At 62.2% G+C, this 21,431-nt stretch carries 23 protein-coding genes; 7 read left to right on the top strand and 16 right to left on the bottom strand.

Going from position 1 to position 21,431, the window contains the following annotated elements; genetic code table 11:
- Positions 1-960: tRNA 2-thiouridine(34) synthase MnmA (gene mnmA / locus AC0ZT5_RS15125; RefSeq protein WP_488497074.1), on the bottom strand; the 960-nt coding region annotated here is incomplete at its 3' end.
- A gap of 291 nt (positions 961-1,251) precedes the next feature.
- On the opposite strand from mnmA, the gene sciP reads away from it, so the two are divergent.
- Positions 1,252-1,527 (top strand): CtrA inhibitor SciP, encoded by a 276-nt coding sequence (sciP, locus tag AC0ZT5_RS15120; protein ID WP_006203587.1) that lies wholly within the window; start codon positions 1,252-1,254, stop codon positions 1,525-1,527.
- A 135-nt stretch (positions 1,528-1,662) separates the two neighbouring features.
- Here sciP and AC0ZT5_RS15115 read toward each other — a convergent pair whose 3' ends face one another.
- A complete protein-coding gene (locus tag AC0ZT5_RS15115; RefSeq protein ID WP_488497073.1) occupies positions 1,663-2,589 on the bottom strand; it encodes an NADP-dependent oxidoreductase in 927 nt (308 codons plus the stop codon).
- An 89-nt stretch (positions 2,590-2,678) separates the two neighbouring features.
- Between AC0ZT5_RS15115 and AC0ZT5_RS15110 the strand changes: the two genes are divergently transcribed.
- On the top strand, positions 2,679-3,077 hold the full coding sequence (locus AC0ZT5_RS15110) for a winged helix-turn-helix transcriptional regulator (protein WP_488497072.1): 399 nt from the start codon (positions 2,679-2,681) through the stop codon (positions 3,075-3,077).
- Positions 3,078-3,170: 93 nt separating this feature from the next.
- Here the strand turns inward: AC0ZT5_RS15110 and AC0ZT5_RS15105 are convergent, their stop codons facing one another.
- On the bottom strand, positions 3,171-3,548 hold the full coding sequence (locus AC0ZT5_RS15105; protein ID WP_095090783.1) for a flagellar export protein FliJ: 378 nt from the start codon (positions 3,546-3,548) through the stop codon (positions 3,171-3,173).
- A 452-nt stretch (positions 3,549-4,000) separates the two neighbouring features.
- Here AC0ZT5_RS15105 and ctrA point away from each other — a divergent pair, with 452 nt between their 5' ends.
- Positions 4,001-4,696 (top strand): response regulator transcription factor CtrA, encoded by a 696-nt coding sequence (gene ctrA, locus AC0ZT5_RS15100; RefSeq protein WP_488497071.1) that lies wholly within the window; start codon positions 4,001-4,003, stop codon positions 4,694-4,696.
- Between the two features lie 150 nt (positions 4,697-4,846).
- Here ctrA and AC0ZT5_RS15095 read toward each other — a convergent pair whose 3' ends face one another.
- Positions 4,847-5,215 (bottom strand): response regulator, encoded by a 369-nt coding sequence (locus AC0ZT5_RS15095; RefSeq protein WP_184874745.1) that lies wholly within the window; start codon positions 5,213-5,215, stop codon positions 4,847-4,849.
- Positions 5,216-5,458: 243 nt separating this feature from the next.
- On the bottom strand, positions 5,459-6,088 hold the full coding sequence (gene chpT / locus AC0ZT5_RS15090) for a histidine phosphotransferase ChpT (protein WP_095091686.1): 630 nt from the start codon (positions 6,086-6,088) through the stop codon (positions 5,459-5,461).
- 440 nt (positions 6,089-6,528) lie between these two features.
- Between chpT and AC0ZT5_RS15085 the strand changes: the two genes are divergently transcribed.
- On the top strand, positions 6,529-7,065 hold the full coding sequence (locus AC0ZT5_RS15085; protein WP_477289580.1) for a DUF1134 domain-containing protein: 537 nt from the start codon (positions 6,529-6,531) through the stop codon (positions 7,063-7,065).
- Positions 7,066-7,172: 107 nt separating this feature from the next.
- On the top strand, positions 7,173-8,309 hold the full coding sequence (locus AC0ZT5_RS15080; protein WP_488497070.1) for a coiled-coil domain-containing protein: 1,137 nt from the start codon (positions 7,173-7,175) through the stop codon (positions 8,307-8,309).
- Positions 8,310-8,311: 2 nt separating this feature from the next.
- Here the strand turns inward: AC0ZT5_RS15080 and AC0ZT5_RS15075 are convergent, their stop codons facing one another.
- The 6 genes from AC0ZT5_RS15075 to AC0ZT5_RS15050 all read right to left on the bottom strand — a co-directional run bounded on the left by AC0ZT5_RS15075 (position 8,312) and on the right by AC0ZT5_RS15050 (position 13,138).
- The gene (locus AC0ZT5_RS15075; RefSeq protein ID WP_488497069.1) at positions 8,312-9,115 is read right to left on the bottom strand and encodes a TrmH family RNA methyltransferase; all 804 of its coding nucleotides are present in this window, start codon (positions 9,113-9,115) and stop codon (positions 8,312-8,314) included.
- Positions 9,116-9,282: 167 nt separating this feature from the next.
- Positions 9,283-9,627: an ArsR/SmtB family transcription factor gene (locus AC0ZT5_RS15070; protein WP_488497078.1), complete on the bottom strand. Its 345-nt coding sequence runs from the start codon at positions 9,625-9,627 to the stop codon at positions 9,283-9,285.
- A gap of 141 nt (positions 9,628-9,768) precedes the next feature.
- Positions 9,769-10,560, bottom strand: a complete 792-nt coding sequence (locus AC0ZT5_RS15065; protein ID WP_488497068.1) for a HugZ family pyridoxamine 5'-phosphate oxidase — start codon at positions 10,558-10,560, stop codon at positions 9,769-9,771.
- A gap of 35 nt (positions 10,561-10,595) precedes the next feature.
- On the bottom strand, positions 10,596-11,771 hold the full coding sequence (locus AC0ZT5_RS15060) for a CaiB/BaiF CoA transferase family protein (protein WP_488497067.1): 1,176 nt from the start codon (positions 11,769-11,771) through the stop codon (positions 10,596-10,598).
- Between the two features lie 6 nt (positions 11,772-11,777).
- The gene (locus AC0ZT5_RS15055) at positions 11,778-12,539 is read right to left on the bottom strand and encodes a 3-hydroxyacyl-CoA dehydrogenase (protein WP_488497066.1); all 762 of its coding nucleotides are present in this window, start codon (positions 12,537-12,539) and stop codon (positions 11,778-11,780) included.
- A gap of 62 nt (positions 12,540-12,601) precedes the next feature.
- Positions 12,602-13,138, bottom strand: a complete 537-nt coding sequence (locus AC0ZT5_RS15050; RefSeq protein ID WP_488497065.1) for a GNAT family N-acetyltransferase — start codon at positions 13,136-13,138, stop codon at positions 12,602-12,604.
- Between the two features lie 270 nt (positions 13,139-13,408).
- Here AC0ZT5_RS15050 and AC0ZT5_RS15045 point away from each other — a divergent pair, with 270 nt between their 5' ends.
- Positions 13,409-14,398, top strand: a complete 990-nt coding sequence (locus tag AC0ZT5_RS15045; RefSeq protein WP_488497064.1) for a glutathione S-transferase family protein — start codon at positions 13,409-13,411, stop codon at positions 14,396-14,398.
- Position 14,399: 1 nt separating this feature from the next.
- On the opposite strand, the gene AC0ZT5_RS15040 is transcribed toward AC0ZT5_RS15045, so the two are convergent.
- Complete coding sequence (locus AC0ZT5_RS15040; RefSeq protein WP_488497063.1) at positions 14,400-14,897, bottom strand: NUDIX domain-containing protein; 498 nt, start codon at positions 14,895-14,897, stop codon at positions 14,400-14,402.
- 52 nt (positions 14,898-14,949) lie between these two features.
- Here AC0ZT5_RS15040 and AC0ZT5_RS15035 point away from each other — a divergent pair, with 52 nt between their 5' ends.
- Entirely contained in the window at positions 14,950-15,879 is a 930-nt protein-coding gene (locus AC0ZT5_RS15035) for a metallophosphoesterase family protein (RefSeq protein WP_488497062.1), read from the top strand.
- Here the strand turns inward: AC0ZT5_RS15035 and AC0ZT5_RS15030 are convergent.
- The 4 genes from AC0ZT5_RS15030 to leuA all read right to left on the bottom strand — a co-directional run bounded on the left by AC0ZT5_RS15030 (position 15,863) and on the right by leuA (position 21,260).
- Positions 15,863-16,480, bottom strand: a complete 618-nt coding sequence (locus AC0ZT5_RS15030) for a hypothetical protein (RefSeq protein WP_488497061.1) — start codon at positions 16,478-16,480, stop codon at positions 15,863-15,865. The genes AC0ZT5_RS15035 and AC0ZT5_RS15030 overlap by 17 nt on opposite strands.
- Positions 16,481-16,596: 116 nt before the next feature.
- On the bottom strand, positions 16,597-17,400 hold the full coding sequence (locus tag AC0ZT5_RS15025; protein WP_488497060.1) for an alpha/beta fold hydrolase: 804 nt from the start codon (positions 17,398-17,400) through the stop codon (positions 16,597-16,599).
- A 147-nt stretch (positions 17,401-17,547) separates the two neighbouring features.
- Positions 17,548-19,314 carry a tetratricopeptide repeat protein gene (locus AC0ZT5_RS15020; RefSeq protein ID WP_477289568.1) on the bottom strand — a complete coding sequence of 589 codons (1,767 nt, stop codon included), beginning with the start codon at positions 19,312-19,314 and terminating at the stop codon, positions 17,548-17,550.
- Positions 19,315-19,499: 185 nt separating this feature from the next.
- Positions 19,500-21,260 (bottom strand): 2-isopropylmalate synthase, encoded by a 1,761-nt coding sequence (gene leuA, locus AC0ZT5_RS15015; protein WP_095090795.1) that lies wholly within the window; start codon positions 21,258-21,260, stop codon positions 19,500-19,502.
- Positions 21,261-21,431 lie beyond the last annotated feature (171 nt).

Genomic DNA, 21,431 nt, shown 5'->3' with positions numbered 1-21,431 from the left:
GGTCGAACGGACCTTGGCGAACAGCTCCAGGCCACCGGCGGGGACATCGGCCAGCGCGCGATCGCCCAGCCAGTTCATGTTGCGCAGATAGATCTTGTGCGTCTCCAGCGCCTCGCGCGGGCCGACCACGACGCGGGCGCGGTCGGCGTCGAGATGGACAACGTAAAGTGGCTCGCCGGAAGCGATGCCGATGCCGCGGCGCTGGCCGATCGTGTAGCGCAGGATGCCCTCGTGGCGGCCGAGCACGCGGCCGTCGATGTGGACGATGTCACCCGGATTGGCAGCAGCCGGCTTCAGCTTGGCGATGATGTCGGAATATTTGCCCTGCGGCACGAAGCAGATGTCCTGGCTGTCCTGCTTGGCGGCAACCGTCAGCCCCATCTCCTCGGCGATAGCGCGAACCTGCGGCTTCGACAGGCCACCGAGCGGGAAGCGCAGATAGTCGATCTGCGCCTGTGTGGTGGCGAACAGGAAATAGCTCTGGTCGCGGTCGGCGTCGACCGGCCGGTAGAGCGCGCGGTGGGCGCCATTGGCACCGGAGCGGATATAGTGGCCGGTGGCCAGCGCGTCGGCGCCAAGCTCCTTGGCGGTGGCCAGAAGATCGGCGAACTTCACTGTCTGGTTGCAGGAAACGCAGGGGATCGGCGTCTCGCCAGCGACGTAGCTCTCAGCAAAGGGGTCAATGACCGCCTTGCGGAAGCGTTCCTCGTAGTCGAGCACATAGTGGGGAATGCCGAGCGTCTCCGACACTCGGCGGGCATCATCGATGTCCTGCCCGGCGCAGCATGAGCCGGCCCGGTGCGTTGCCGCGCCATGGTCGTAGAGCTGCAAGGTGACACCGACGACGTCATAGCCCTCGCGTTTCAACAGGCCAGCGACGACCGATGAATCAACACCGCCCGACATGGCGACGACGATGCGGGTGTTTTCGGGACGTCCGGGAAGATCGAGGCTGTTCATGGTTCTTTCGTTCTGCGCGGCGCCTGAATGCCAATGACGAGAATATAGGTCAAGCTTTCCGGCTACGCCAGCTTGCAGCGCCGATCGACAGGCAGCGGCCGGTTCCGGCGAATGGAGAGATTTTTTCGGCATGGCGCTGGCGCTTCGCGGCGGATGTTTCAAATGCCGACGAAAAGACTAACGCGGCGTTCATGATCCTTACCTAGTCATTAGGGTCTGCTTAGGCAATTTTTAAAGCTGTGGCGGTAACGTGGCGGGGATTGGGTCTTTGAGTTTTTTGTAGAGAGTACGATGACCGATCTGGTTAGACCGAGAGTCAAATATGTTATCGGGCCTGACGGCAGCCCTCTTACGATTGCCGATTTGCCGCCGACGAATACACGTCGCTGGGTTATCCGGCGCAAGGCGGAAGTGGTTGCGGCGGTGCGCGGCGGGCTTTTGAGCCTTGAAGAGGCATGCCAGCGCTACAAGCTAACGACCGAGGAATTCCTGTCCTGGCAGGCGTCGATCGACGAATATGGCCTTGCCGGGCTGCGCACGACGCGCATCCAGCAATACCGGCACTAGGGCAATGACCCCAAAAACCGGAATCCGGTTTTCGGAAAACATCGTGCTCAACCACTGAGATCGAGCCGGTCAGAACAAAGATCAAAGGGCGCGGCACTCCGCGCCCTTTTGTTTTCGAAGCGCGGCTTTTGGCACTCAGGCCGTCAGCACCACTTTGCCGATCGGCTTGGTGGCGAGAAAGGCGTGAGCAGCACTTGCCTGCTCGAGCGGGAAGCTTTTCGCCACATGGACGGCGAGCTTTTTGGCATCGATCAACCGGGCGAGTTCCACCAGGCTTTCGCGATCGGGTACCACGGACATGCGCTCGACCCTAATGTCGCGCGCGCTGGCCTGCGCCCTAGTGGCATCGTTCACGTTCAGCAAAGACACCAGCACGCCGCCGTTCCTGACCACCTTTAGCGAACGATCGGCATGGTCGCCGCCAATGGGCTCCAGCACCAGATCGATGTCGCCAACCGTGTCGGCGAAATCGCCCTTGGTGTAGTCGAGAACTTCATCGGCGCCGAGCGAGCGGACGAAATCGAGCTTTTGCGGGCTGGCGGTGGCGATGACGTAGGCGCCGCGCGCCTTGGCGATCTGCACCGCCAGATGGCCAACGCCGCCGGCTGCCGCGTGGATCAGCACGCGCTGGCCTGACTTCAACCCGCCATGGCGGACCAGACCTTGCCAGGCGGTGAGGCCGGCCAGCGGCAATGCGCCTGCCTGGATGTGGTCGGCCCGCTTCGGCTTCAGCGCGATTTCATCGGCTGGCACAGCCGCCAGTTCGGCGTAAGCGGCGGCCTGCTTGGGGAATCGCGGCATGCCGAACACTTCGTCGCCGATCTTGAAGCCGGTGACGCCGGCGCCCAGCGCCTCGACTGTTCCCGAGATATCCCAGCCCAGGATGAATGGCGGTTCGCCGAGCAGAGGATAATAGCCGGCGCGGACGGAGCCATCGACCGGATTGATCCCGGCTGCCTTGACACGGACCAGCACCTCGCCGGCCTTTGGCGCCGGGTCGGGCCGATTGGCAATGGCAAGAACGTCAGGTCCGCCGACGGAATTCTGGATAACGGCACGCATGGGATGTCTCCTGCTTGGTTGGTGCCGCTATCATTTGGATAGTAATAGTCTCTTTTCCAGTATGTACCTTTTTGATATATAGGTACCCCATGGATAGTGATGACGAGTCTCCATTCGGCTATGATGCGTACCGGCGGACGTGCGCTTCGCACACCGTGCTCGAGATGCTTGCCAGCAAATGGGTCTATCTGGTGGTTTGCGCGCTGCGCAAAGGCCGGTTGCGCAATGGCGAGCTTGCCCGCAAGCTCGAAGGCATCACGCCGAAGATGTTGACGCAGACATTGCGCGTGCTCGAGCGCGACGGCCTGGTGCGGCGCGAGATCTTCCCGGTCATTCCGCCGCGCGTTGAATATGAATTGACCGAACTTGGCCAGAACCTGGCGGGGCTGCTCAACCAGATCAGGTCGTGGTCGGAACAGCATGCGCCCGACATCAAGGAAGCCAGGGCGCGGGCGGCTGCTGAAAATGAAGGCGACTGGGCCGCCTAGCTTCGATCGAGTCTTTCGTAGCCGTCCGGCAAAAGGCCGGAAGCGGGATTTTGCGCTCGCCGGCAAGCGCCGACGTCGCGGACAGGCCGGACTTCAGCCGATCATGGCGCTGCGGCCGCCGACCTCGGCCTCGCGAATCTTGGTGTCGCGTGATTCGAGCATCTCAGCCTTGGAAAGCTCCGCTTCAGCTTCGCCGAGTAATGATTCGGCAGTGCTTCGCTGGTGGGCGAGGTCGCTTTGCGAATTCCTGAGGTTGTCGCGACGCAAACGCGCCGCCTTGGCAAAGGTCGGATAGGCAAAATGGTTGATGTCGGTGATGCCGGCTTTCTTTTCTTCGGCGGTGATCTGAAGCTCCAGTTCGACGGCCATGCGTTCGAACTCGGCGATCATCATGTCGAGCTGCAGCAGCTGCCGCCGCTTCTCATTCACCTGAAACTGTTTCAGTCGAACGAGGTTTTCACGTGACTTCATGATTCGGTACTCCCGGAAACGCACACCCGCACATATCGTCCAAACCGCCTGGAAAGGCCCAGGCCTTGCCCGTGTCCACCGGCTTTCCCCGAACTATAGGAAACAAAACCCTAAAGTTTTTTGCCGGCGGTAACCATTCGTTTACGGGCATTGTTAATCATACGGCTCAGGACTTAAGGCCGGGTAAAAATTCCGGCCGCCGATGCGGGAGCCGCGTCAATGAGTCTCTGGAGTCGCTTAGTCCAGGTTGTTAATGTGTTGCATTAGGAATTTGGTTCCGGGATTCGTTATTAGATTCAAGAGGGTGTAGAAAGAGGTTAAAAAATCTGGTACCGTAGTCGACGGGAAATTAGGTTTTGTTAACCATTTGATGGCAGCCTCTGCACAAGGCAACCACTGCTCCGGGTCCGGACGGGTCGTGAAATGGTCCGGCAGCAGAAAAGGGGAATGAAATGCGTGTTCTGCTGATAGAAGATGACAGTGCAACCGCACAAAGCATCGAACTGATGCTGAAATCGGAAAGTTTCAATGTCTACACGACCGATCTCGGTGAAGAGGGTGTCGATCTAGGCAAGCTCTACGACTACGACATCATCCTTCTCGATCTCAACCTGCCTGACATGTCGGGCTATGAAGTCTTGAGAACGCTTCGCCTGTCCAAGGTGAAAACGCCGATCCTCATCCTCTCCGGCATGGCCGGCATCGAGGACAAGGTACGCGGCCTCGGCTTCGGCGCCGACGACTACATGACCAAGCCGTTCCACAAGGATGAGCTGGTCGCCCGCATTCATGCCATTGTGCGGCGCTCCAAGGGCCATGCCCAGTCGGTCATCACCACGGGCGACCTGGTGGTCAACCTCGACGCCAAGACCGTTGAAGTCGGCGGCCAGCGCGTGCACCTCACCGGCAAGGAATATCAGATGCTGGAGCTGCTCTCGCTGCGCAAGGGCACCACACTGACCAAGGAAATGTTCCTCAATCACCTTTATGGCGGAATGGACGAGCCCGAGTTGAAGATCATCGACGTCTTCATCTGCAAGCTGCGCAAGAAGCTCGACGCGGCATCCGGCGGCGAGAACTACATCGAGACGGTCTGGGGTCGCGGCTATGTGCTGCGCGAACCGGAAGACATCCGCGTCAGCGCCTGAGCGGCGAGCAGAGTCCGAACTTTTCTTCGACAAAAACCCGGCTCCGGCTGGGTTTTTTGCGTGATGGGCTGATAACTATTTGTTTTGACGCAATTTTGGACGGAAAACCGTTACACATTTTTCCTGGAAGATTGCTCTAGGCCGCCCGAATCAGGCGGCGATTTTCAAGGTGCGAAAACGCTCGAGCAATTGCGGACGGTTGAACGGCTTCAGGAGATAGCCCTGGGCGCCGGCGCGCTTGGCCCGCATGATCGAAGCGATATCGAGCTCGACCAGCGAAATCAGGATCTGCGGCCGTACAGGGCTCTCCATGGCGCGCACGCGGCGGATGAGATCGACCGCCGCCACGTCCGGCAAGGCGCCGTCGACGACGATGATGTCGGGCATGTCGGCAGCGCACATCTCCAGCGCGTCAAGCCCGCTGGCTGCCTCGATGACAACCATGTCCGAGCCGCCCAGGATGCGTTTTGCAACCTTCCTGATGACGCTTGAATCGTCGACGAACATGCAGCGTTTCATTTCCGGGTCCTCTTGCCTGTTGGCAATCCGGTGGCGTCGGGGCATCTGAAAGGCACCATAGGCCGATCTGGTAAAGAAGCCGAAAAGCGTTTAGGTAAAATTTTTGCAAAGATGCCGTTTGCGGGCTGTTCTTAGCAATGCTTCGGCGCGACCAGCCCGGTGAAGCTCATCCGACTCGATCGAAGCGCCGCCGCAGGTATTGCGGATCGAAATACTTCGCTTCTTTAGGGAAGTGATGTGAATTCAGGCGGCTGAAAGCACGATTTCTTCCGGCGTCGCATGGATCGAGATCGTCATGTTGGCTTCGCGCGCCAGGAGAAGCGTGTAATAGGGCTGCACGGAATGCGCGTCGATCGGTTCCTCCGGCTTGTGGCCGGAATGCAGCTCGAGGAATTTCGGCGGCACGCGCAGCATCGGGCCGCTCGCCGCAAGCGCGAAACGCGGCTCGGTTTCGAGGTTTTCCAGCGTCACGGAAAGTTTGCCGCCGCGCGGAATGGCTGCGTTGGCGACGAGGAGCAGGTTGAGCAGCAGCTTGACCTTGTTCTTGGGCAGCAGCGCGCGGGTCCCGTTCCAGCTCAGTTCCGGCTTCTCGTTCTTGAGGAAGGCGATGGCGACGGCTTCGGCATCGCCGGTATCGATCAGCATGCCGGCCGAGCCGGCGGCGCCGAAAGCGATGCGGGCGAACTGCAGGCGGGCAGAAGCGTTGCGGGCGCTCTGGCGGATCAGCTTCATGGCGTCCTCGTCGGCGCCGCCTTCGTCGAGCAGTTCAAGCCCGTTGTTGATCGCGCCGACCGGCGAGATGATGTCGTGGCACACCCGGCTGCACAAAAGTGCCGCCAGATCGGGTGCGGAAAGGGCAAACAGATCGGCCATCAGCGAAAATCCCTGCAAAATTTCATAACTCATGGCCGAGCGATCGATTCGTCGCTTGCCCACACGAATCACGCACTCTCCTCGGGCATTCTGAATACACAGCGCCCGCGCGTGCGGCAACAAATCCAAAATTGTGGTGGCAAATGGCGTGTTCACACAGGCTGCCGACCCACCTGAGCGTCCCAAACAGCCTTTGAACCGCCATGTTCATGTGGGAGCTTAATGGTTGAAAAAGGATTACGGCATAGTTTGCCCGTAACAGTTACCCTTAACGGCCGGCTAAAAGAGCCGTACGGGGTGTGAGGCGTCGGCGAAAGTGCTCCCTGACGGAGATTGGAAGCATGTTTTCCCGATTCTGCGACCGGACTTTTTTCCGTGTCATCCCAGACCGGACTTTTGTCCGTGTCGTCCAAGACCGGAGTTTTCTCCGTGTCATCTCAATGGCGATAGCGCTCATGGGCGTTCTCGTCTTCTCGACTTCGGCCCTGCGGGCCCAGGAATACACCGCTCAGGAGATTGTCGATTCCGGGCACAAGTTCTTCGGCGCGACATCGGGCGGGCTGGCCACGGTTATCGAGAAGATTTTTGCTTCCTACGGCCTGCCCAACGGCTATCTGCTTGGCGAAGAGGGCTCGGGCGCGCTGATCGGCGGCCTGACCTATGGCGAAGGCACGCTCTACACCAAGAATGCCGGCGATCACAAAGTGTTCTGGCAAGGCCCGTCGCTCGGCTGGGATTTCGGCGGCGAGGGGTCGCGGGTGATGATGCTGGTCTACAATCTCGATGATGTGACCAACCTCTACAACCGCTATGGCGGCGTCGCCGGTTCGGCCTATGTGGTGGCCGGCGTCGGCTTCAACGTGCTGAAGAACAACAATGTGCTTTTGGTGCCGATCCGCACCGGCGTCGGTGCCCGGCTCGGCGTCAATCTCGGCTATCTGAAGCTCACCGAACGCGCCACGTGGAATCCGTTCTGAGCTAATCCCGTTCCGTTGCGGCAAAGCCTTGCCGCAACGCTGGATTTCCGCCATGTCAACGTGGCACAGTCCAGTCTTAGCGGTTGCCGTCCACAACGGGTAGTCACTTGGTCCAATCGGTCCTGTTCTTCGTCCTCGGCTTTCTCTGCGCCGGCTTCCTGGCGCTTATGATTGCTCCCGCCATATGGCGCCGCGCAGTCGCCCTGACGCGCAAGCGCATCGAAGCCTCGATACCTCTGACGCAAACCGAAATCCTGGCGGACAAGGATCGCGTTCGCGCCGAGTACGCCATGTCGACGCGCCGCCTCGAAATCAGCGTCAAGGCGCTGCGCGAGAAGGTGGCCGAACAGCTCGTCGAGATCAGCCGCGGCCACGAGGCGATGAAGGGCCTGGCGATAGAGCGCATGGAGAAGAACCAGGTACTGAGCGAACTGGGGGCCACGAGCGAAATGCTGCGGCGGCGCGAGGAAGAGCTGCACCGTCTGTCGGACCTGCTCAAGGAAACCGAGCGCAAGCTGGAGAAGCGCGCGCTCGAGCTTGAAAAGCTGGAGAGCATGTATGACGACGCCAGCTTCTCCTCCAGCAGCCGACAGATCGAACTCGTGGCGCGCGAATCCGAGATGCAGAAACTTGCGAGCGACATTGCGTTGCTGCGCGGCCAGCGCAAGGAGGCGGACAGGCGCGGCCAGGAGATCGCGGCCGAAAGCAAGGCTGCGCGCGATGCCGTGAAAGCCGAGAAGAAAAAGACCGCCGAGCTCGACAAGAAGGTCGAACGGCTGCTGGCCACTCTTGCCGATCGCGAGGACAAGCTCGACCGCCGCGAAAAGGAACTGGCGCGGCTGCGAGAAAAGTCGAAAGCCGAGGATAGCACGCCGGCCTTGCGGCTGGTCGGCAGGGGCGGCGATGTCGCCAAGAGCGATGACGTCGACAAGGCAATCGCCAAGCTCGACAGCGACCGTGAGCGGTTGGAGGCGAGGCTGACGGTGCTGGCGCGCGAGAACAAGCAGCTGAAGGCGGATCTCACCGCGCTGGTCGTGCCCAACCCCGCGGATGGCAGCTCCGCCTTGCGTGAGCAGATGAACGAACTGGCAGCGGAGGTCGTCCATCTGACGGCCAAGCTCGAGGGACCTGATTCGCCCATCGCCAAGGCATTGGCCGTACCGTCGGATGCACGCTCCGGCAATGGTGAGCGCAGTCTTGCAGATCGCGTGCGGGCGCTGCAGGAGGCGGACGCAGCAAGCTGAAATCAGTTCCTGTTTGCCGAGAAGTGATGCAGCGCGATGGCCGACGCCGCCGCGACGTTCAGGCTGTCGAAGCCCTCAGACATGGTGATCCGTACCGTTTGCAGGCGCGCGAGCAGGCTTTCGGGCAGGCCTTCACCCTCGGTGCCGAGATAGAGCGCAAGGCGTTCGCTCCGCAGCGCATCGCGAATGTCGGTGTGCCCGCTCGGCGACAGCGCAAACTGGCCATAGCCGCGGCGGTCAAGCGTTGCCGTGAAGCCGGCGGCGTCGGTGAACGACGCGAAGGGGATTTTGAGCGCGGCGCCGACGGAAACCCGGATCGCCTTGCGGTAGAGCGGATCGCAGCATGTCGCATCCATGAGTACCGCATCGGCTCCAAAGGCGGCGGCGTTGCGAAAGATCGAACCCATATTGTCATGGTTGGCGATGCCGACAAGCACCACGACCAGCGCCCGGGCCGGCAAGGCATCGAGCAGGGCCTCGGCCGACCGCGGCGCGCCCTTGCGGCCTATGGCTAGGATGCCGCGATGCATATGAAACCCGGCGATCGCATCCATCACCGCGCCGGTGGCGACATAGACCGGCAGGTCCGCCGGCGCCTTGCGCAGGATGTCCTCGAGCCCGGCCAGCCGGTTTTCCAGGACCAGCGCCGATTCGGCGCCAAAACGCCCAGCCGAGAGCAGGAGGTTGAGCACTACCTTGCCTTCGGCGACGAAGCGGCCTTGCCGGCCGGCGAGGTCACGCTCGCGGATATCGAGATAGGCGGCAACGCGCGGGTCTTGCGGGTCGTCGATGCGAATGGGATCCATGCATTCCTCGTGGTCACAGCAGCGGCCCGAAAATCCGCATGGATTGCCGGCGCACACCGTTGGCTGGGAACCACGATGCGACAATTCAGGACGATCAGCTACCTCTGTGCGTCCGGATGGACGCACATCGCCCTGAAAGCGTTGCGAGGTAAGTGGCTACAGGACGGTCACGTTCCGGCGCGGCGCAAACGGTGCGCCATCTGGGAGAGGTCCTCCTTGCCGCTGCCGAAAATGCCGTCCAGCATGGCGAGCAGTTCGCGCACGGCATCCGATTTGCAGGAATAGTAGATCATCTGCCGGTCGCGGCGGGTGTCGACGAGGTCCAGCGCCCGTAACTTAGCCAGATGCTGCGACAGGGCGGATTGACTGAGCATCACCTTCTCGGCGATGGAGCCGACCGACATTTCACCGTCGATCAGATGGCTCATGATCAATAGCCGCTTCTCATTGCCCATCAGCATGAGAAATTCGGCTGCCGATCCGGCATTGGCGATTAGCTTAGACGAGACCATCGATCCCCCATGCTTGTTGATCATCCTGACGCCATGGGGGCAATGGCATCTGATTCCATAAACTCAGTTGCGTATAGCCGCTGCGATTCAGCGTCACTGACAAAAGGTAGAGCATTTCCTTCAAATCTCAAGTGTTGCTTTTTATGTAATGTAATTAAGCCCAGTCTCCGCGTCGGCCGCGGCCCGCCCGTTCCTGGCCATTTCGACCAGAACAGGCCGCAATTCGCGTGCCGCCTGCAAAGTTTGCGGGAAGAAAACCCGGCAAACATCGTCACCCGACACCAGATCCATACCATCGGCATCGAATCCGGCAACAATCCAGCTGTTGCCGGACACTTTCGCGAAATGCTGTGCATAAACCCCAATCGCGTCGAGATGGTCGGCGTTCATGTGGTCGATGGCGGATTGTTCGCTCGCCGCCAGTTCCTCGACGATCGGTCCGCTGGTGAGCAGATCCGACCGATCGAGCTGATAGGCCTTGCCGAAGCCGCCGTTCAGGCTGGCGCGTTGCGGCTCGAGGCGGAAGATCGAAAAGTCGCCGAGACCGGCGTAGAGTTTCGCCTTGGGATTGCGGTTGAGATAACGGCGCTCGCAACCGGCGTGCTCGCTCGATCCGCGCTCAAGCCGTTTTGCCTGGCAGGCCAGTGACAGGCGCGGGTGCGCCAGCGGGTCGCCCTTGCCGGGTTCGCCAAGCAACAGGGAACAGCGCGCATCGGCAAGCAGCGCGCCAGTGTGCGCCGAGAGCATAGACACCAGGATCAGCGGCGCGCCGTCGATGTCGGTGGCTACGCCGACCCTGCTGGCCAGCGGCGACCCTGTCTCAGGTTCGAGCACCGCCAGCGCACCAAAGCGGGCGCTGCGCAGAAGTGTCTTGGCCAGTCGAATCGCCTCGGCATCTGTCTCGCGGATCACGTCCTTCTTCGGTTCGTCCAAGGCATCACCACAATAAGTTGATGTTCTTTCTCCGCTTATCTGTCAAACAAACCGGATTTGACAAGGTCGTCAATCTCGTTTTTCGAAAACCCGAAACGTTCAAGCACTGTCGACGGGACGAGATCATTGTCGGCGGGCCTTGCCGAAACTGTCGGCCGTGAGCCGGAGAAACGCGGCGCTGGGGCCGGGCGCTCAAATCCACCCGCCGCTACAAAGGCCTTGCGCGCCCGATTTTGTGGGTGATGCTTTGCCTCCTGCAGCGACAGGACGGGGGCAACGCAGGCATCGGTTTGGGCAAACAGCCGGTCCCAGTCGTCGCGCGATTTCTGCCGGACCCGATCGGCAATGGCGGCGCGCATCGGCGGCCACAGTGCCTTGTCGTACTGGCCGCGTACAAAGCGCTCGTCGAGCGGCAGCAGACTGGCGAATTCGGTGAAGAATTGCGGCTCAAGGCAGCCGATGGCGACATGGCGTCCGTCTGATGTCTCATAGGTGTCGTAGAAGGGGGCGCCGGAATCGAGCAGGTTCGCGCCGCGCCGGTCGTTCCACAAGCCGGCCGCCATGAGGGCATGCAAGGGTGCCGCCAGCATCGAGGCGCCTTCCACGATCGCGGCGTCGATGACCTCGCCCTTGCCCGTGCGCGAGCGTTGGAAAAGGGCGGCCAGCACGCCGGCGACCAGCATCATGGCGCCTCCAGCGTAGTCGGCGACGAGGTTGAGCGGCGGGACAGGACGGCCGCCGGCGTGGCCAACTGCGTGCAGAAGGCCCGAATAGGCAAGGTAGGTGATGTCATGGCCGGCGCGGCCCGCGAGCGGCCCGTCCTGGCCGAAGCCGGTCATGCGGCCGTAGATCATCGCCGGATTGCGTGCCAGCATCGCTTCCGGGCCGAGCGCCAGCCGCTCCATGACACCGGGGCGAAACCCTTCGAGCAACATGTCCGCCTTTTCGGCAAGGCGCAGCATCAGATCGGTGCCTTGCCGGTGCTTCAGGTCGAGGCGCAGGATGGCGCGGCCGTGACGGTCGATGTCATATTCATCCGGCAGCGACTGGAGAGGCCGGCTCGTCCCCGCCCGTTCGATGCGCAGCACTTCGGCGCCCATCTCCGACAGCATCAGGCCGACCAGCGGCACGGGACCAAGCCCGGCCATCTCGATCACCTTCAGTCCGGCAAGTGGACCGGTCTTCCCGGCAGCTGACAGACCGGCGCTCACGACCGGCTATTTCGGCGCCATGCGAATGGCGCCGTCGAGACGAATGGTCTCGCCATTCAACATCTGGTTTTCGATGATATGCAGCGCAAGCGCCGCATATTCGGATGGCTCGCCCAAGCGGGACGGGAAGGGCACGGCGGCGCCCAACGAATCCTGCACATCCTGTGGCATGCCGGCCATCATCGGCGTCTTGAAGATGCCGGGCGCGATGGTGCAGACGCGGATGCCGGAACGGGCGAGATCGCGCGCCACCGGCAGTGTCATGCCGACGACGCCGCCCTTGGAGGCTGCATAGGCGGCCTGGCCGATCTGGCCGTCATAGGCGGCGACCGAGGCGGTGTTGACGATGACGCCACGCTCGCCGCCTTGCAGCGGGTCGAGCTTCGCGGCGCGGTCGGCGACGAGGCGGATCATGTTGAACGTGCCGATCAGATTGACCTCGATCACCTTGCGGTACTGATCGAGCGGATGCGGACCATCCTTGCCGATCGTCTTCACGCCGATGGCGATGCCGGCGCAATTGACCAGGATACGCGGCTCGCCAAGCTTGGCCGCGACCTCGGCAAGAGCGGCGGTCCCACTATCGGCGTTGCTGACGTCGCACTGGACGGCAATACCGCCGATCTCGGCCGCGACCTTCGCCGCGCGATCGATACCGACATCGAAGATGGCGACGCGGGCGCCCTTGGCGGACAGCGCGCGCGCCGTTGCCTCGCCAAGACCGGAGCCGCCGCCGGTAATGATCGCGATCTGGCCATTCGGGTTCATGCCGACATCCTTTTAATCTCAGGGACAGTGGGACGGATCAGGCGCCAGATCGGCGGGGAAGGTCAAGCCATCGCTGCTATATGGTCGCCAACCCTGGCCTGATCGGCGTGGCAGACCTCGCCCGAAAGCCTGGCGACCGCGCCCGGCGCGATCTCGTGCGACAGCAGCCTGTCGAGATCGACGGGGCGCGGCATCGATATCTGGCCGCGCGGAATCCGCTTGAAACCGAGCGGTCCGTAGTAGGGCTCGTCACCAACCAGCATCACGGCGGGCGCGCCGGCCTTGGCGGCCGCCTCCAGCGCGATCGCAACCAGCCGACGGCCGATGCCGAGGTTCTTGAAGGCTGGCCGCACCGCAAGCGGGCCAAGCATCAATGCGCGGCCGGCACCGGCGGCGATGCGGGTCATGCGCACCGAGGCGACGACGAGGTCGCCGTCGACGGCGACGAACGACAGCGGGCGTTCGTGCCCGCCAGCCTCGCGGATCTTGTAGGCGGCCAGCACGAAGCGGCCGGGCCCGAAGGCTTCGTCGTTGATCGCTTCGATCTGGAGGTCATGCGCCGGGGTTTCCGGCAGGTATTTCACGTCGGCAAGGCTCATGGTCTTTGCGTTCCGATAGGGAGGAAAGGTTTGCTGCAAACGGCAGCATTCGCCAGTCAGCGCTTCATCAAGCGCGGGCGCCCTTTCGTCGTCGGTCAAACCGGATCAAAGCAAAGTCGAACATGCGGATTGTCCGCTAGCATCAATTTCCTGCCGCTGCAATCGGCGGCTTGATGGTCCACCCGACCGCTTGACGGTCTGTTCAGCGCCAGGTGATTCCACGGCGTGCCTTCGTGCCCTACATGGGATGCAAGCAGGAAAGGACATGCGATGGGATTGCTGGTCGAAGGCAAATGGCAGGACCGCTGGTATGACACCAAGGACAGCGGAGGCAAGTTCGTGCGGGCGCAATCGCATTGGCGCGACTGGATCACCCGCGACGGGACGCCTGCCGAGGGCCGCAGCCGCGGCTTCAAGGCGGAGCCCGGCCGCTACCATCTCTATGTCTCGCTCGCTTGCCCGTGGGCGCACCGGACGTTGATCTTTCGCGCGCTGAAGAAGCTGGAAGGCATCATTTCGGTGTCGGTGGTGCATCATTTCATGGGCGCCAATGGCTGGACGTTCGTGGCGCAGGATGGCGCGACCGGCGACACGCTCTACGGCCTCGACTTTCTGCACCAGATCTACACCAAGGCCGATCCTGCCTATTCCGGCCGCGTGACGGTGCCGGTGCTGTGGGACAAAAAGGAGCAGACCATCGTCTCCAACGAATCCTCCGAGATCATCCGGATGCTGAATTCGGCCTTCGACGAATGGGGCGATGCTAGCATCGATTTCTACCCCAAGGCGCTGCGCGGCGAGATCGATGCGATTAACGCGCTGGTCTATCCCGCCGTCAACAACGGCGTCTATCGCGCCGGCTTCGCCACCACGCAAGGCGCCTATGAAGAAGCGTTCGGCGAGTTGTTCGCGGCTCTCGACACATTGGAAGACCGCCTCTCAAAGCAGCGTTATCTGGTGGGCGATCGCATCACCGAAGCCGACTGGCGGCTGTTCACCACGCTGGTGCGCTTCGACCCGGTCTATGTCGGCCACTTCAAGTGCAATCTGCGCCGCATCGCCGACTACCCGAACCTGTCCAACTATCTGCGCGACCTCTACCAGGTGCCTGACGTCGCCGGGACCGTGAACCTCAATCACATCAAGGCGCATTATTACGGCAGCCACGAGTCGATCAACCCGACACGGATCGTGCCGGTAGGGCCGGAACTGGACTATGACGCGAGGCATGACCGGGGACGGTTCAAGAAGGCGGCGTGATCTACCAGTAGGGCGAGGGCTGCGCGCCGCCAAAAACCTCGGTGATCCGCCGTAGCGTGGCTGGTGTCGTGCCTTCCGGCAAACGGTCCATTGGAAAGAAGCCGGATTCGGCGATCTCGTGGTCCGGCAGCTTCGGTGCCGTCTGGCTGAAATGCTCGATCAGATAGAGACCGACATGGTCGCGCCTGCTGGCGCGACGGTTGAAATGCATCGACCTCAGCGCCGGCGGTGACGTCAGTGTGATGTTGCCTTCCTCGGCCAGTTCGCGCGCCAGTGCCTCACCAAGCGTCTCGCCAACTTCGACGCCGCCGCCGGGAAGCTGCCAGCCCGGCACATAAGTGTGGCGAATGAGGAAGATGGAATTGGATGCCGTGTCGTGGACCAGACCGCGCACGCCAAGCGTCATCGGCCGCCGCAGCACGAAATAGAGATGGAACAACCGGGCCCGGAGGCCCGCCCAACCGGTCTGACGGAAGGTCTTCTCCGGATCAGTCTCCATCAGGTGCGAAACCGTGGTGGAAAGCGGGGGGCGCGTCGCATATGAAGGATGGATGTTCAGGCTCGCGCATATTTCCGATGTCCATCTGGGGCCGCTCCCCGATGTATCCTATCGCGATCTCGCCTCCAAGCGCGTGCTCGGCTACGTCAACTGGCAGCGCAACCGCCGCCGCCATATGCATGATGCCGTCATCGACGCGATCGTCGCCGACATCAAGGCGAACACGCCTGACCACCTGGCCGTCACCGGTGACCTGGTCAATCTGGCGCTCGACGGCGAGATCGAGATGGCCAAGCATTGGCTGGAAACGCTGGGATCGCCGCAGGATGTCTCGGTCGTTCCCGGTAATCACGATGCCTATGTGCCCGGCGCCTTCGACAAGGTCTGCCGGTCCTGGGCGGCGTGGATGAGTGGCGACGGTGTCAATACGCCGGTCGACCGCAACGCATTCCCCTATCTGCGCGTGCGCGGCGATGTCGCGCTGATCGGCATCTCGACAGCGCGTGCCACGGCGCCGTTCATGGCCAACGGCTTCTTCATGGAGGGTCAGGCGAAACGGCTTGGCAAGCTGCTCGACACCACGGCCGGGCAAGGGCTATTTCGCGCGGTCATGATCCATCATCCGCCGGTGCGCGGCGCGGTCTCGCAGCACAAGCGGCTGTTCGGCATTGCCCGCTTCCACAAGATCATTCGCCGCCATGGCGCCGAACTTGTCCTGCACGGCCATTCGCATCTGCCGTCGCTGTTCTTCATCGGCAACCGGGGCGCCAAGGTTCCGGTGGTCGGCGTCGCCGCCGCCGGCCAGGCGCCGGGCGGCAAGCACCCGGCGGCGCAGTACAATCTGTTCGACATCGACGGGGAAAAGGGCAATTGGCGGATCCGGCTGACACGGCGCGGCCTGACCGGGCCGTCCATACCGCCATCCGATCTGCAGACGCTGGAGCTTGGCGCGGAGGCCGGTGCGGCTATGGCCGCACGTTGAGAACCATGGCCACGATGCGGTCCCACAACAGGATGACCGACACCACAAGTCCGACCAGAGCGCCGGCGGCGACCAGGCCAAGGCCGGACAGAAACGCCGACCAGGCCTTGCTGCGCGTCTTCGAGCGCAGTGGCGGTTCGGCTTCCGGCACATCGGCGCGTTTCATGCCGGCGACGGCCGGTTCGACCCCGCCTTCCATCATCTTCTGGCGCTCGACGATCCGCTCGGCAACATAGCGCGTCACCTGATCAGCAACAGGCTTCATGTCGGTCGATTCGGCAAGCACCACCCGGCCGATGCGGGTGTCCCTGACAAAGCGATAGGTGCGGCGATCGCGCCCCATGGCGACATGGCTGACGGCGTCGATCCACAGGCGCGGCTGCAAGCCGGACGAGACGACAAAGTCGAAATTGTCCATGTCGGCGGGAACATCGGCAAAAACCGGCGCCAGTTCGGCAGCAAGCAGATCGAGGCGCATGCGATGGGCTTCGCGCATATCGACGACGACGTCGTCCCGGTCGGCGAAGGCATTCTTCACATCACGGACGGCATCGGACAGTTTCCTCGACTGATCGATGGTCTTCTCGCCTGCTTCCTTCATCGGCGTTCGCCTCGCGGGTTTGGTTAACACGGGGTTAACACAGCCGCCGGTAAAATGCACTGGCGAGAGCAACGGGATCGAGGCGTGTTCAGTAGGCGGTCGTGCGCGAAAAAAGGTCAGCTGGCAGCAGCGGCGAATTTCTGGCGCTGCGGCCTGGCGCGCCGGTTGGTGTTGCGGCGAATGATCTCGGCGACGAGGTCGGGTGCTTCCTCGGCCAGCATATGGCCGACCTCCAGCACATGGTGGACATGAAAATGCGCCGGCAGCTCATCTGCCTGGGTAAAGGGCAACACTGCGTCGTCGGTTCCCCACGCCACCATCACCGGCATGTTCAGCCCGTCGAGACGTTCGTGCGGGATGACGCCTTGCCGATCGTCCATGGTCATGGCGGCTGCGATCTCGACCAGCTTCGGCACTTGGCCTGGACGTCCGCGCATTCGGCAAAGCACGTCAACGATACGCTTCCGGGGCGGGCTGTGGGGCCTGGACATGGCGGCAAGGCAGGCGCGGATCTCGGACCGGTCCGCGGCGCCGCCATAGCGGCGCAACAACGGTCCATTGATCTCGGGGCCAAGACCGCCCGGCGCCAGAAGCGTCAGCGAGGCGACTTTTCCAGGCTCGGCCAGCGCCATCAGCATTGCCACCGCACCGCCCATCGAGTGGCCCACGAGATGAACACGCTTCAGTCTGCGTTCCGAGAGATCGGCGAGCACGGCCCTAGCCGCCACCTTGGCCGGACCGGCTCCGGGAAAATCGAGCGACAGCCCATGCCCCGGCAGATCATAGGCCAGCGTGTGGGTGGCAGGCGCCAGGGAAGAAATCACCTCACGCCAGACATCGTGGCAGCCGCCGAAACCATGCAGCAGGACGATGGCCTTCGAGCCAACACCCTGTTCGGCGGCAAAAAGCGATGCGGTCATGAAAGCTGATTTTTTTGTTATTGCAGAATGCGCGACACCAACCGTGGCTGAATTGCGCCTAGTCTAGCTTGATGACCAGTAAAATCTTCGCGATTTGCACGGTCGCGGACAGAGCCGGTGCGCCTAGTCTGTGGATATCGATTGATGTCAGCTCGCGTTGCCGAGACCTGCGGCGCGGAGAGCCTGGACCAGCCGGTCGGTCAGGTCGGCCGGATATTTCCGCTCGACGAAGGTCGCGCGCGGATCGGCGGCAAATTTAGGGAACTGGGTGTTCAGCTCACCCAGCAGCGTGCTGACCAGATGGTCCTGTCCGGCAGCCTTCGCACCGATCAACCGCGCCGCAAGATAGTGCGATTTCGTTGCCGTCGTTCTCAGTGCCATGCTGGCCGCGACCGCCTTGTTCGTGTTGCCGAGCATGAATTCGCCGACGAACAGCCCGTAGTCCCACCATGTCGAGTGGCCGCTGAAGGTCTCCGCCGCATGGGCCAGGATCGGCGTTCCCTCCGCGTATCGACCGGCGAAGATCAGCCCGTAGCCGTAGGCGGCAGCCATGCCGAGATCGTAGGGATTGAGTTCATAGGCCTTGCGCATCCAGCGGATCGCTTCATCCGTATTGCCGAGACGCGAACTGACATAGCCGTAGGAGCGATGCGCATAAGGGCTGGTCGGCCCCATCTGCACGCCGCGATGGGCAAACTCCACGGCCTTTTCAATCGTCGCATTCGGCGGATAGGCATAATGATCGGAGACCGCCTCGAGCTGCAGAGACGCGAGTTCCGAATAGACGAGCGAGGATTTCGCTCCGCCATTGACCAAATTTTCGAGGCAGCGATAGGCAGCCTCATGGGTTCTGGCGTTCTGGTCGAGATAATATTTGTCGTTGAGCAGCAGGCATTGCGTCAGGCCATTTGGGGCGCCGGTCTGCTCGATATAGTTGTAGATCGTGCCCGAGGCCGGAAGCGCCGAACTCAGCATGTCGGCGATCCGGTCTTCGACCGCGGCCGGTGCGCTGTCGGCAGGGGTCAGATTGCGCGAAAGAAGCACCCGTCCGGACGCCATGCTTTGCAGTTCGATCGTGATATCGCCAGCGTTCGGGCCAGGCAGGATGTCGAATATGAAGCTGGTGGCGTCGTCGGCCGGATCGGTTGATGTGTCGCGGCCGATGAAATCGATCGTATCGAAGCCGCTCAGGCCGGCGCGCAGCGAGGCTGCGACGCGGCTGGCATCGGCGCCTTCGGCCTTGACGTCGATATAGACCAGCGGCAGGGCGTCGGCCGTTGCCGACGGCGCTATGCTGCTGGTTGCGCCGGCGGTCTCGAGGGTCGCCGACATGTCGCCGCCACCGGTCAGCAAGGCGCTGCCGCCCTGACGAAGGATCAGCAGGCCCAGCATGGCGATGACCAGGGCGATCGCCATCCAGAAGAAGCGGAGCTGGCGCACCACCGAGGGGGTGGGCTTCGCGAAAGCCGGCGACACCGCATCCGGCATACCCGTGCTGGCCTCGTTGGCACGATCGGCGGACGTGGCGCCATCCAGCCTGAGTTCGGGGACAACCTCGGCCGGCAGCCGGATCGCATTCAGTTCATAGGCAGGGACATAGCCGCCTCGCGGAATGGCGATGCGGACCGGCTCGGCAACGCCCTCATTGGCAAAATAATGCTGCAGAAGCTCGCGCAGCCTGCCCGCCTGAACCCGCACCACGGCGTCGGTCGACGGATCGAAATCGCCGTCCTTGCCGAAAACATCCATGGCGATGGAGAAGCCCTTGAGCCTGTCGGCTTCGCCGGCTTGTTCGCGTTCGACAAGGTAACGGAGCAACTTGCGCGCGCGTTCAGATCGCCCGAACGTCTGGCTGGCAAGAAGTCGCTCCAGTGTTTCGCGCACTGCGGGGGCGGCAGGCGTGGCATGCTGCAAGTGTCGATCCTCTCGAACTCGGCACAGGTTGAGGCGCGATCATATAGTTCCCGCACCGCCGTACAAGTATGCACCCATTATGCGATCACGTACCCCACCGGATAATTCTTCGGTGGTTAATGATGCGAAGGGTCGGAACCGATCACCGAATGGGGGAGGGTTCCGACCTTCGTTCTGGTCGTGCGTCAACCGGCCTTTTTGACGACGATGCGGTTCGCCGCCGACATCACCGCTTCTAGCGAGGCGGCGACGATGTTGGTGTTGATCCCGGCGCCGAACAGCTTGCCATCAGGATGTTCCATCTCGACATAGGAGATGGCCGAGGCGTTCGAGCCGCGCTGCATCGAGTGCTCGGAATAATCGAGCACCGACATCTCGATGCCGAGGTGACGCGAGAGTGCATCGACGAAGCCGTCGATCGGGCCGGTGCCGGTGCCGGTAATCGTCACCTCCTTGCCGTTGTCGACGATGACCGCCTCGACGACGCGACGGCCCTTGGTCTCGGTGCTGGGATAGGTGTGGTGGTCGAGGAATTTCAGCCGCGCGCGCGGCTGGTCGACATAGGTCTCGAGAAAGCGCTCGTAGATGCGCCTGACCGGCACTTCCTTGCCCTCGGCATCGGTGATCGCCTGGATTTCCTGGCTGAACTCGATTTGCAGATTGCGCGGCAGGTTGAGGCCGTGATCGGCCTGCAGCACATAGGCGATGCCGCCTTTGCCGGATTGCGAGTTGATGCGGATGATCGCTTCGTAGCTGCGGCCGACATCGGCCGGATCGATCGGCAGATAGGGCACTTCCCACAGGCTCGTGTTGGCCTTCTTCAGCGCCTTCATACCCTTGTTGATGGCATCCTGGTGCGAGCCGGAAAAGGCAGTGTAGACGAGTTCGCCGACATAGGGATGGCGCTCGGGGATCTTCAACTGGTTCGAATATTCGTAGACATCCTTCATCCGGTTGATGTCGGAGCAGTCGATCCCCGGATCGACACCTTGCGTGTACATGTTGAGCGCCAGCGTGACGATGTCGACATTGCCGGTGCGCTCGCCATTGCCAAACAGCGTGCCTTCGACGCGATCGGCGCCGGCCATCAGGCCGAGCTCGGTGGTGGCGATGCCGGTGCCGCGGTCATTGTGCGGATGCAGCGAGACCAGCAGGTTTTCGCGGTTGTCGAGGTTGCGGCACATCCATTCGATGCGGTCGGCGTAGATGTTGGGAGTCGACATCTCGACCGTCGACGGCAGATTGATGATCAGCTTGTTGTCGGGTGTCGGCCTGACGATCTCGGTGACGGCGTTGCAGATCTCCAGCGCCACTTCGAGTTCGGTGCCGGTAAAGCTCTCCGGAGAATATTCGAAACGGTAGCCGCCGCCGGCCTTGGCCGCCATGTCGGTGATCATCTTGGCCGCATCGGTGGCGATGCGCTTGATGCCGCCGACGTCCTTTTCGAAGACGACGCGGCGCTGCAACTCGCTGGTCGAGTTGTAGAAATGGACGATCGGATTGGTGGCGCCCTTGAGCGCCTCGAAGGTGCGGGTGATCAGTTCGGGCCGGCACTGCACGAGCACCTGCAGCGAGACGTCGGCGGGTACGTTGCCTTCCTCGATGCACCAGCGGGCGAAGTCGAAGTCGGTTTGCGAGGCCGACGGAAAGCCGATCTCGATCTCCTTGAAGCCCATGTCGAGCAGCAGGCCGAACATGCGCGCCTTGCGCTCATGACCCATCGGATCGATCAGCGCCTGGTTGCCGTCACGCAGGTCGACCGAGCACCAGATCGGCGCCTTGTCGATGACCTTCGAGGGCCAGGTGCGGTCGGTGAGGCCAACCGTGGGGTAGGGTTGATATTTGCGCGCCGCGTCCGGCATGCCCCGGGCTGCCTCGGGCGTGCCCTTTGCCGCATCCTTGCCAGCTACCGCGGCATCGGGGCGGATTTCTTCTCGTGCGTTCATCGTCGTTTCTCCCGGCGGCTCACGGATCCACCCTCAGATGGATTGATGGCGAGCGGCGCCTTTACCAGAATTTCGTTCGCTTGATGTGACGTGCCAATTTTGTGACTGGCCAAGGAGCATGCGCTTGCGCGGCGGTTCGACCGCCGGGCGCTCCTTCAGCGAACCCGGCGA

The sequence above is a fragment of the Mesorhizobium sp. CNPSo 4670 genome, from assembly GCF_057784235.1.
The sequence above is the reverse complement of the archived record's forward strand: the minus strand, read 5'-3'. Positions and strand labels throughout refer to the sequence as shown.

What these genes read in the sequence shown, in the direction of transcription:
- sciP (WP_006203587.1), top strand. Translation starts at nt 1,252, where the DNA reads ATGACCGATCTGGTTAGACCGAGAGTCAAATATGTTATCGGGCCTGAC.
- AC0ZT5_RS15115 (WP_488497073.1), bottom strand. Translation starts at nt 2,589, where the DNA reads ATGCGTGCCGTTATCCAGAATTCCGTCGGCGGACCTGACGTTCTTGCC.
- AC0ZT5_RS15110 (WP_488497072.1), top strand. Translation starts at nt 2,679, where the DNA reads ATGGATAGTGATGACGAGTCTCCATTCGGCTATGATGCGTACCGGCGG.
- AC0ZT5_RS15105 (WP_095090783.1), bottom strand. Translation starts at nt 3,548, where the DNA reads ATGAAGTCACGTGAAAACCTCGTTCGACTGAAACAGTTTCAGGTGAAT.
- ctrA (WP_488497071.1), top strand. Translation starts at nt 4,001, where the DNA reads ATGCGTGTTCTGCTGATAGAAGATGACAGTGCAACCGCACAAAGCATC.
- AC0ZT5_RS15095 (WP_184874745.1), bottom strand. Translation starts at nt 5,215, where the DNA reads ATGAAACGCTGCATGTTCGTCGACGATTCAAGCGTCATCAGGAAGGTT.
- chpT (WP_095091686.1), bottom strand. Translation starts at nt 6,088, where the DNA reads ATGGCCGATCTGTTTGCCCTTTCCGCACCCGATCTGGCGGCACTTTTG.
- AC0ZT5_RS15085 (WP_477289580.1), top strand. Translation starts at nt 6,529, where the DNA reads ATGGCGATAGCGCTCATGGGCGTTCTCGTCTTCTCGACTTCGGCCCTG.
- AC0ZT5_RS15075 (WP_488497069.1), bottom strand. Translation starts at nt 9,115, where the DNA reads ATGGATCCCATTCGCATCGACGACCCGCAAGACCCGCGCGTTGCCGCC.
- AC0ZT5_RS15070 (WP_488497078.1), bottom strand. Translation starts at nt 9,627, where the DNA reads ATGGTCTCGTCTAAGCTAATCGCCAATGCCGGATCGGCAGCCGAATTT.
- AC0ZT5_RS15055 (WP_488497066.1), bottom strand. Translation starts at nt 12,539, where the DNA reads ATGAACCCGAATGGCCAGATCGCGATCATTACCGGCGGCGGCTCCGGT.
- AC0ZT5_RS15050 (WP_488497065.1), bottom strand. Translation starts at nt 13,138, where the DNA reads ATGAGCCTTGCCGACGTGAAATACCTGCCGGAAACCCCGGCGCATGAC.
- AC0ZT5_RS15045 (WP_488497064.1), top strand. Translation starts at nt 13,409, where the DNA reads ATGGGATTGCTGGTCGAAGGCAAATGGCAGGACCGCTGGTATGACACC.
- AC0ZT5_RS15040 (WP_488497063.1), bottom strand. Translation starts at nt 14,897, where the DNA reads ATGGAGACTGATCCGGAGAAGACCTTCCGTCAGACCGGTTGGGCGGGC.
- AC0ZT5_RS15035 (WP_488497062.1), top strand. Translation starts at nt 14,950, where the DNA reads ATGTTCAGGCTCGCGCATATTTCCGATGTCCATCTGGGGCCGCTCCCC.
- AC0ZT5_RS15030 (WP_488497061.1), bottom strand. Translation starts at nt 16,480, where the DNA reads ATGAAGGAAGCAGGCGAGAAGACCATCGATCAGTCGAGGAAACTGTCC.
- AC0ZT5_RS15025 (WP_488497060.1), bottom strand. Translation starts at nt 17,400, where the DNA reads ATGACCGCATCGCTTTTTGCCGCCGAACAGGGTGTTGGCTCGAAGGCC.
- leuA (WP_095090795.1), bottom strand. Translation starts at nt 21,260, where the DNA reads ATGAACGCACGAGAAGAAATCCGCCCCGATGCCGCGGTAGCTGGCAAG.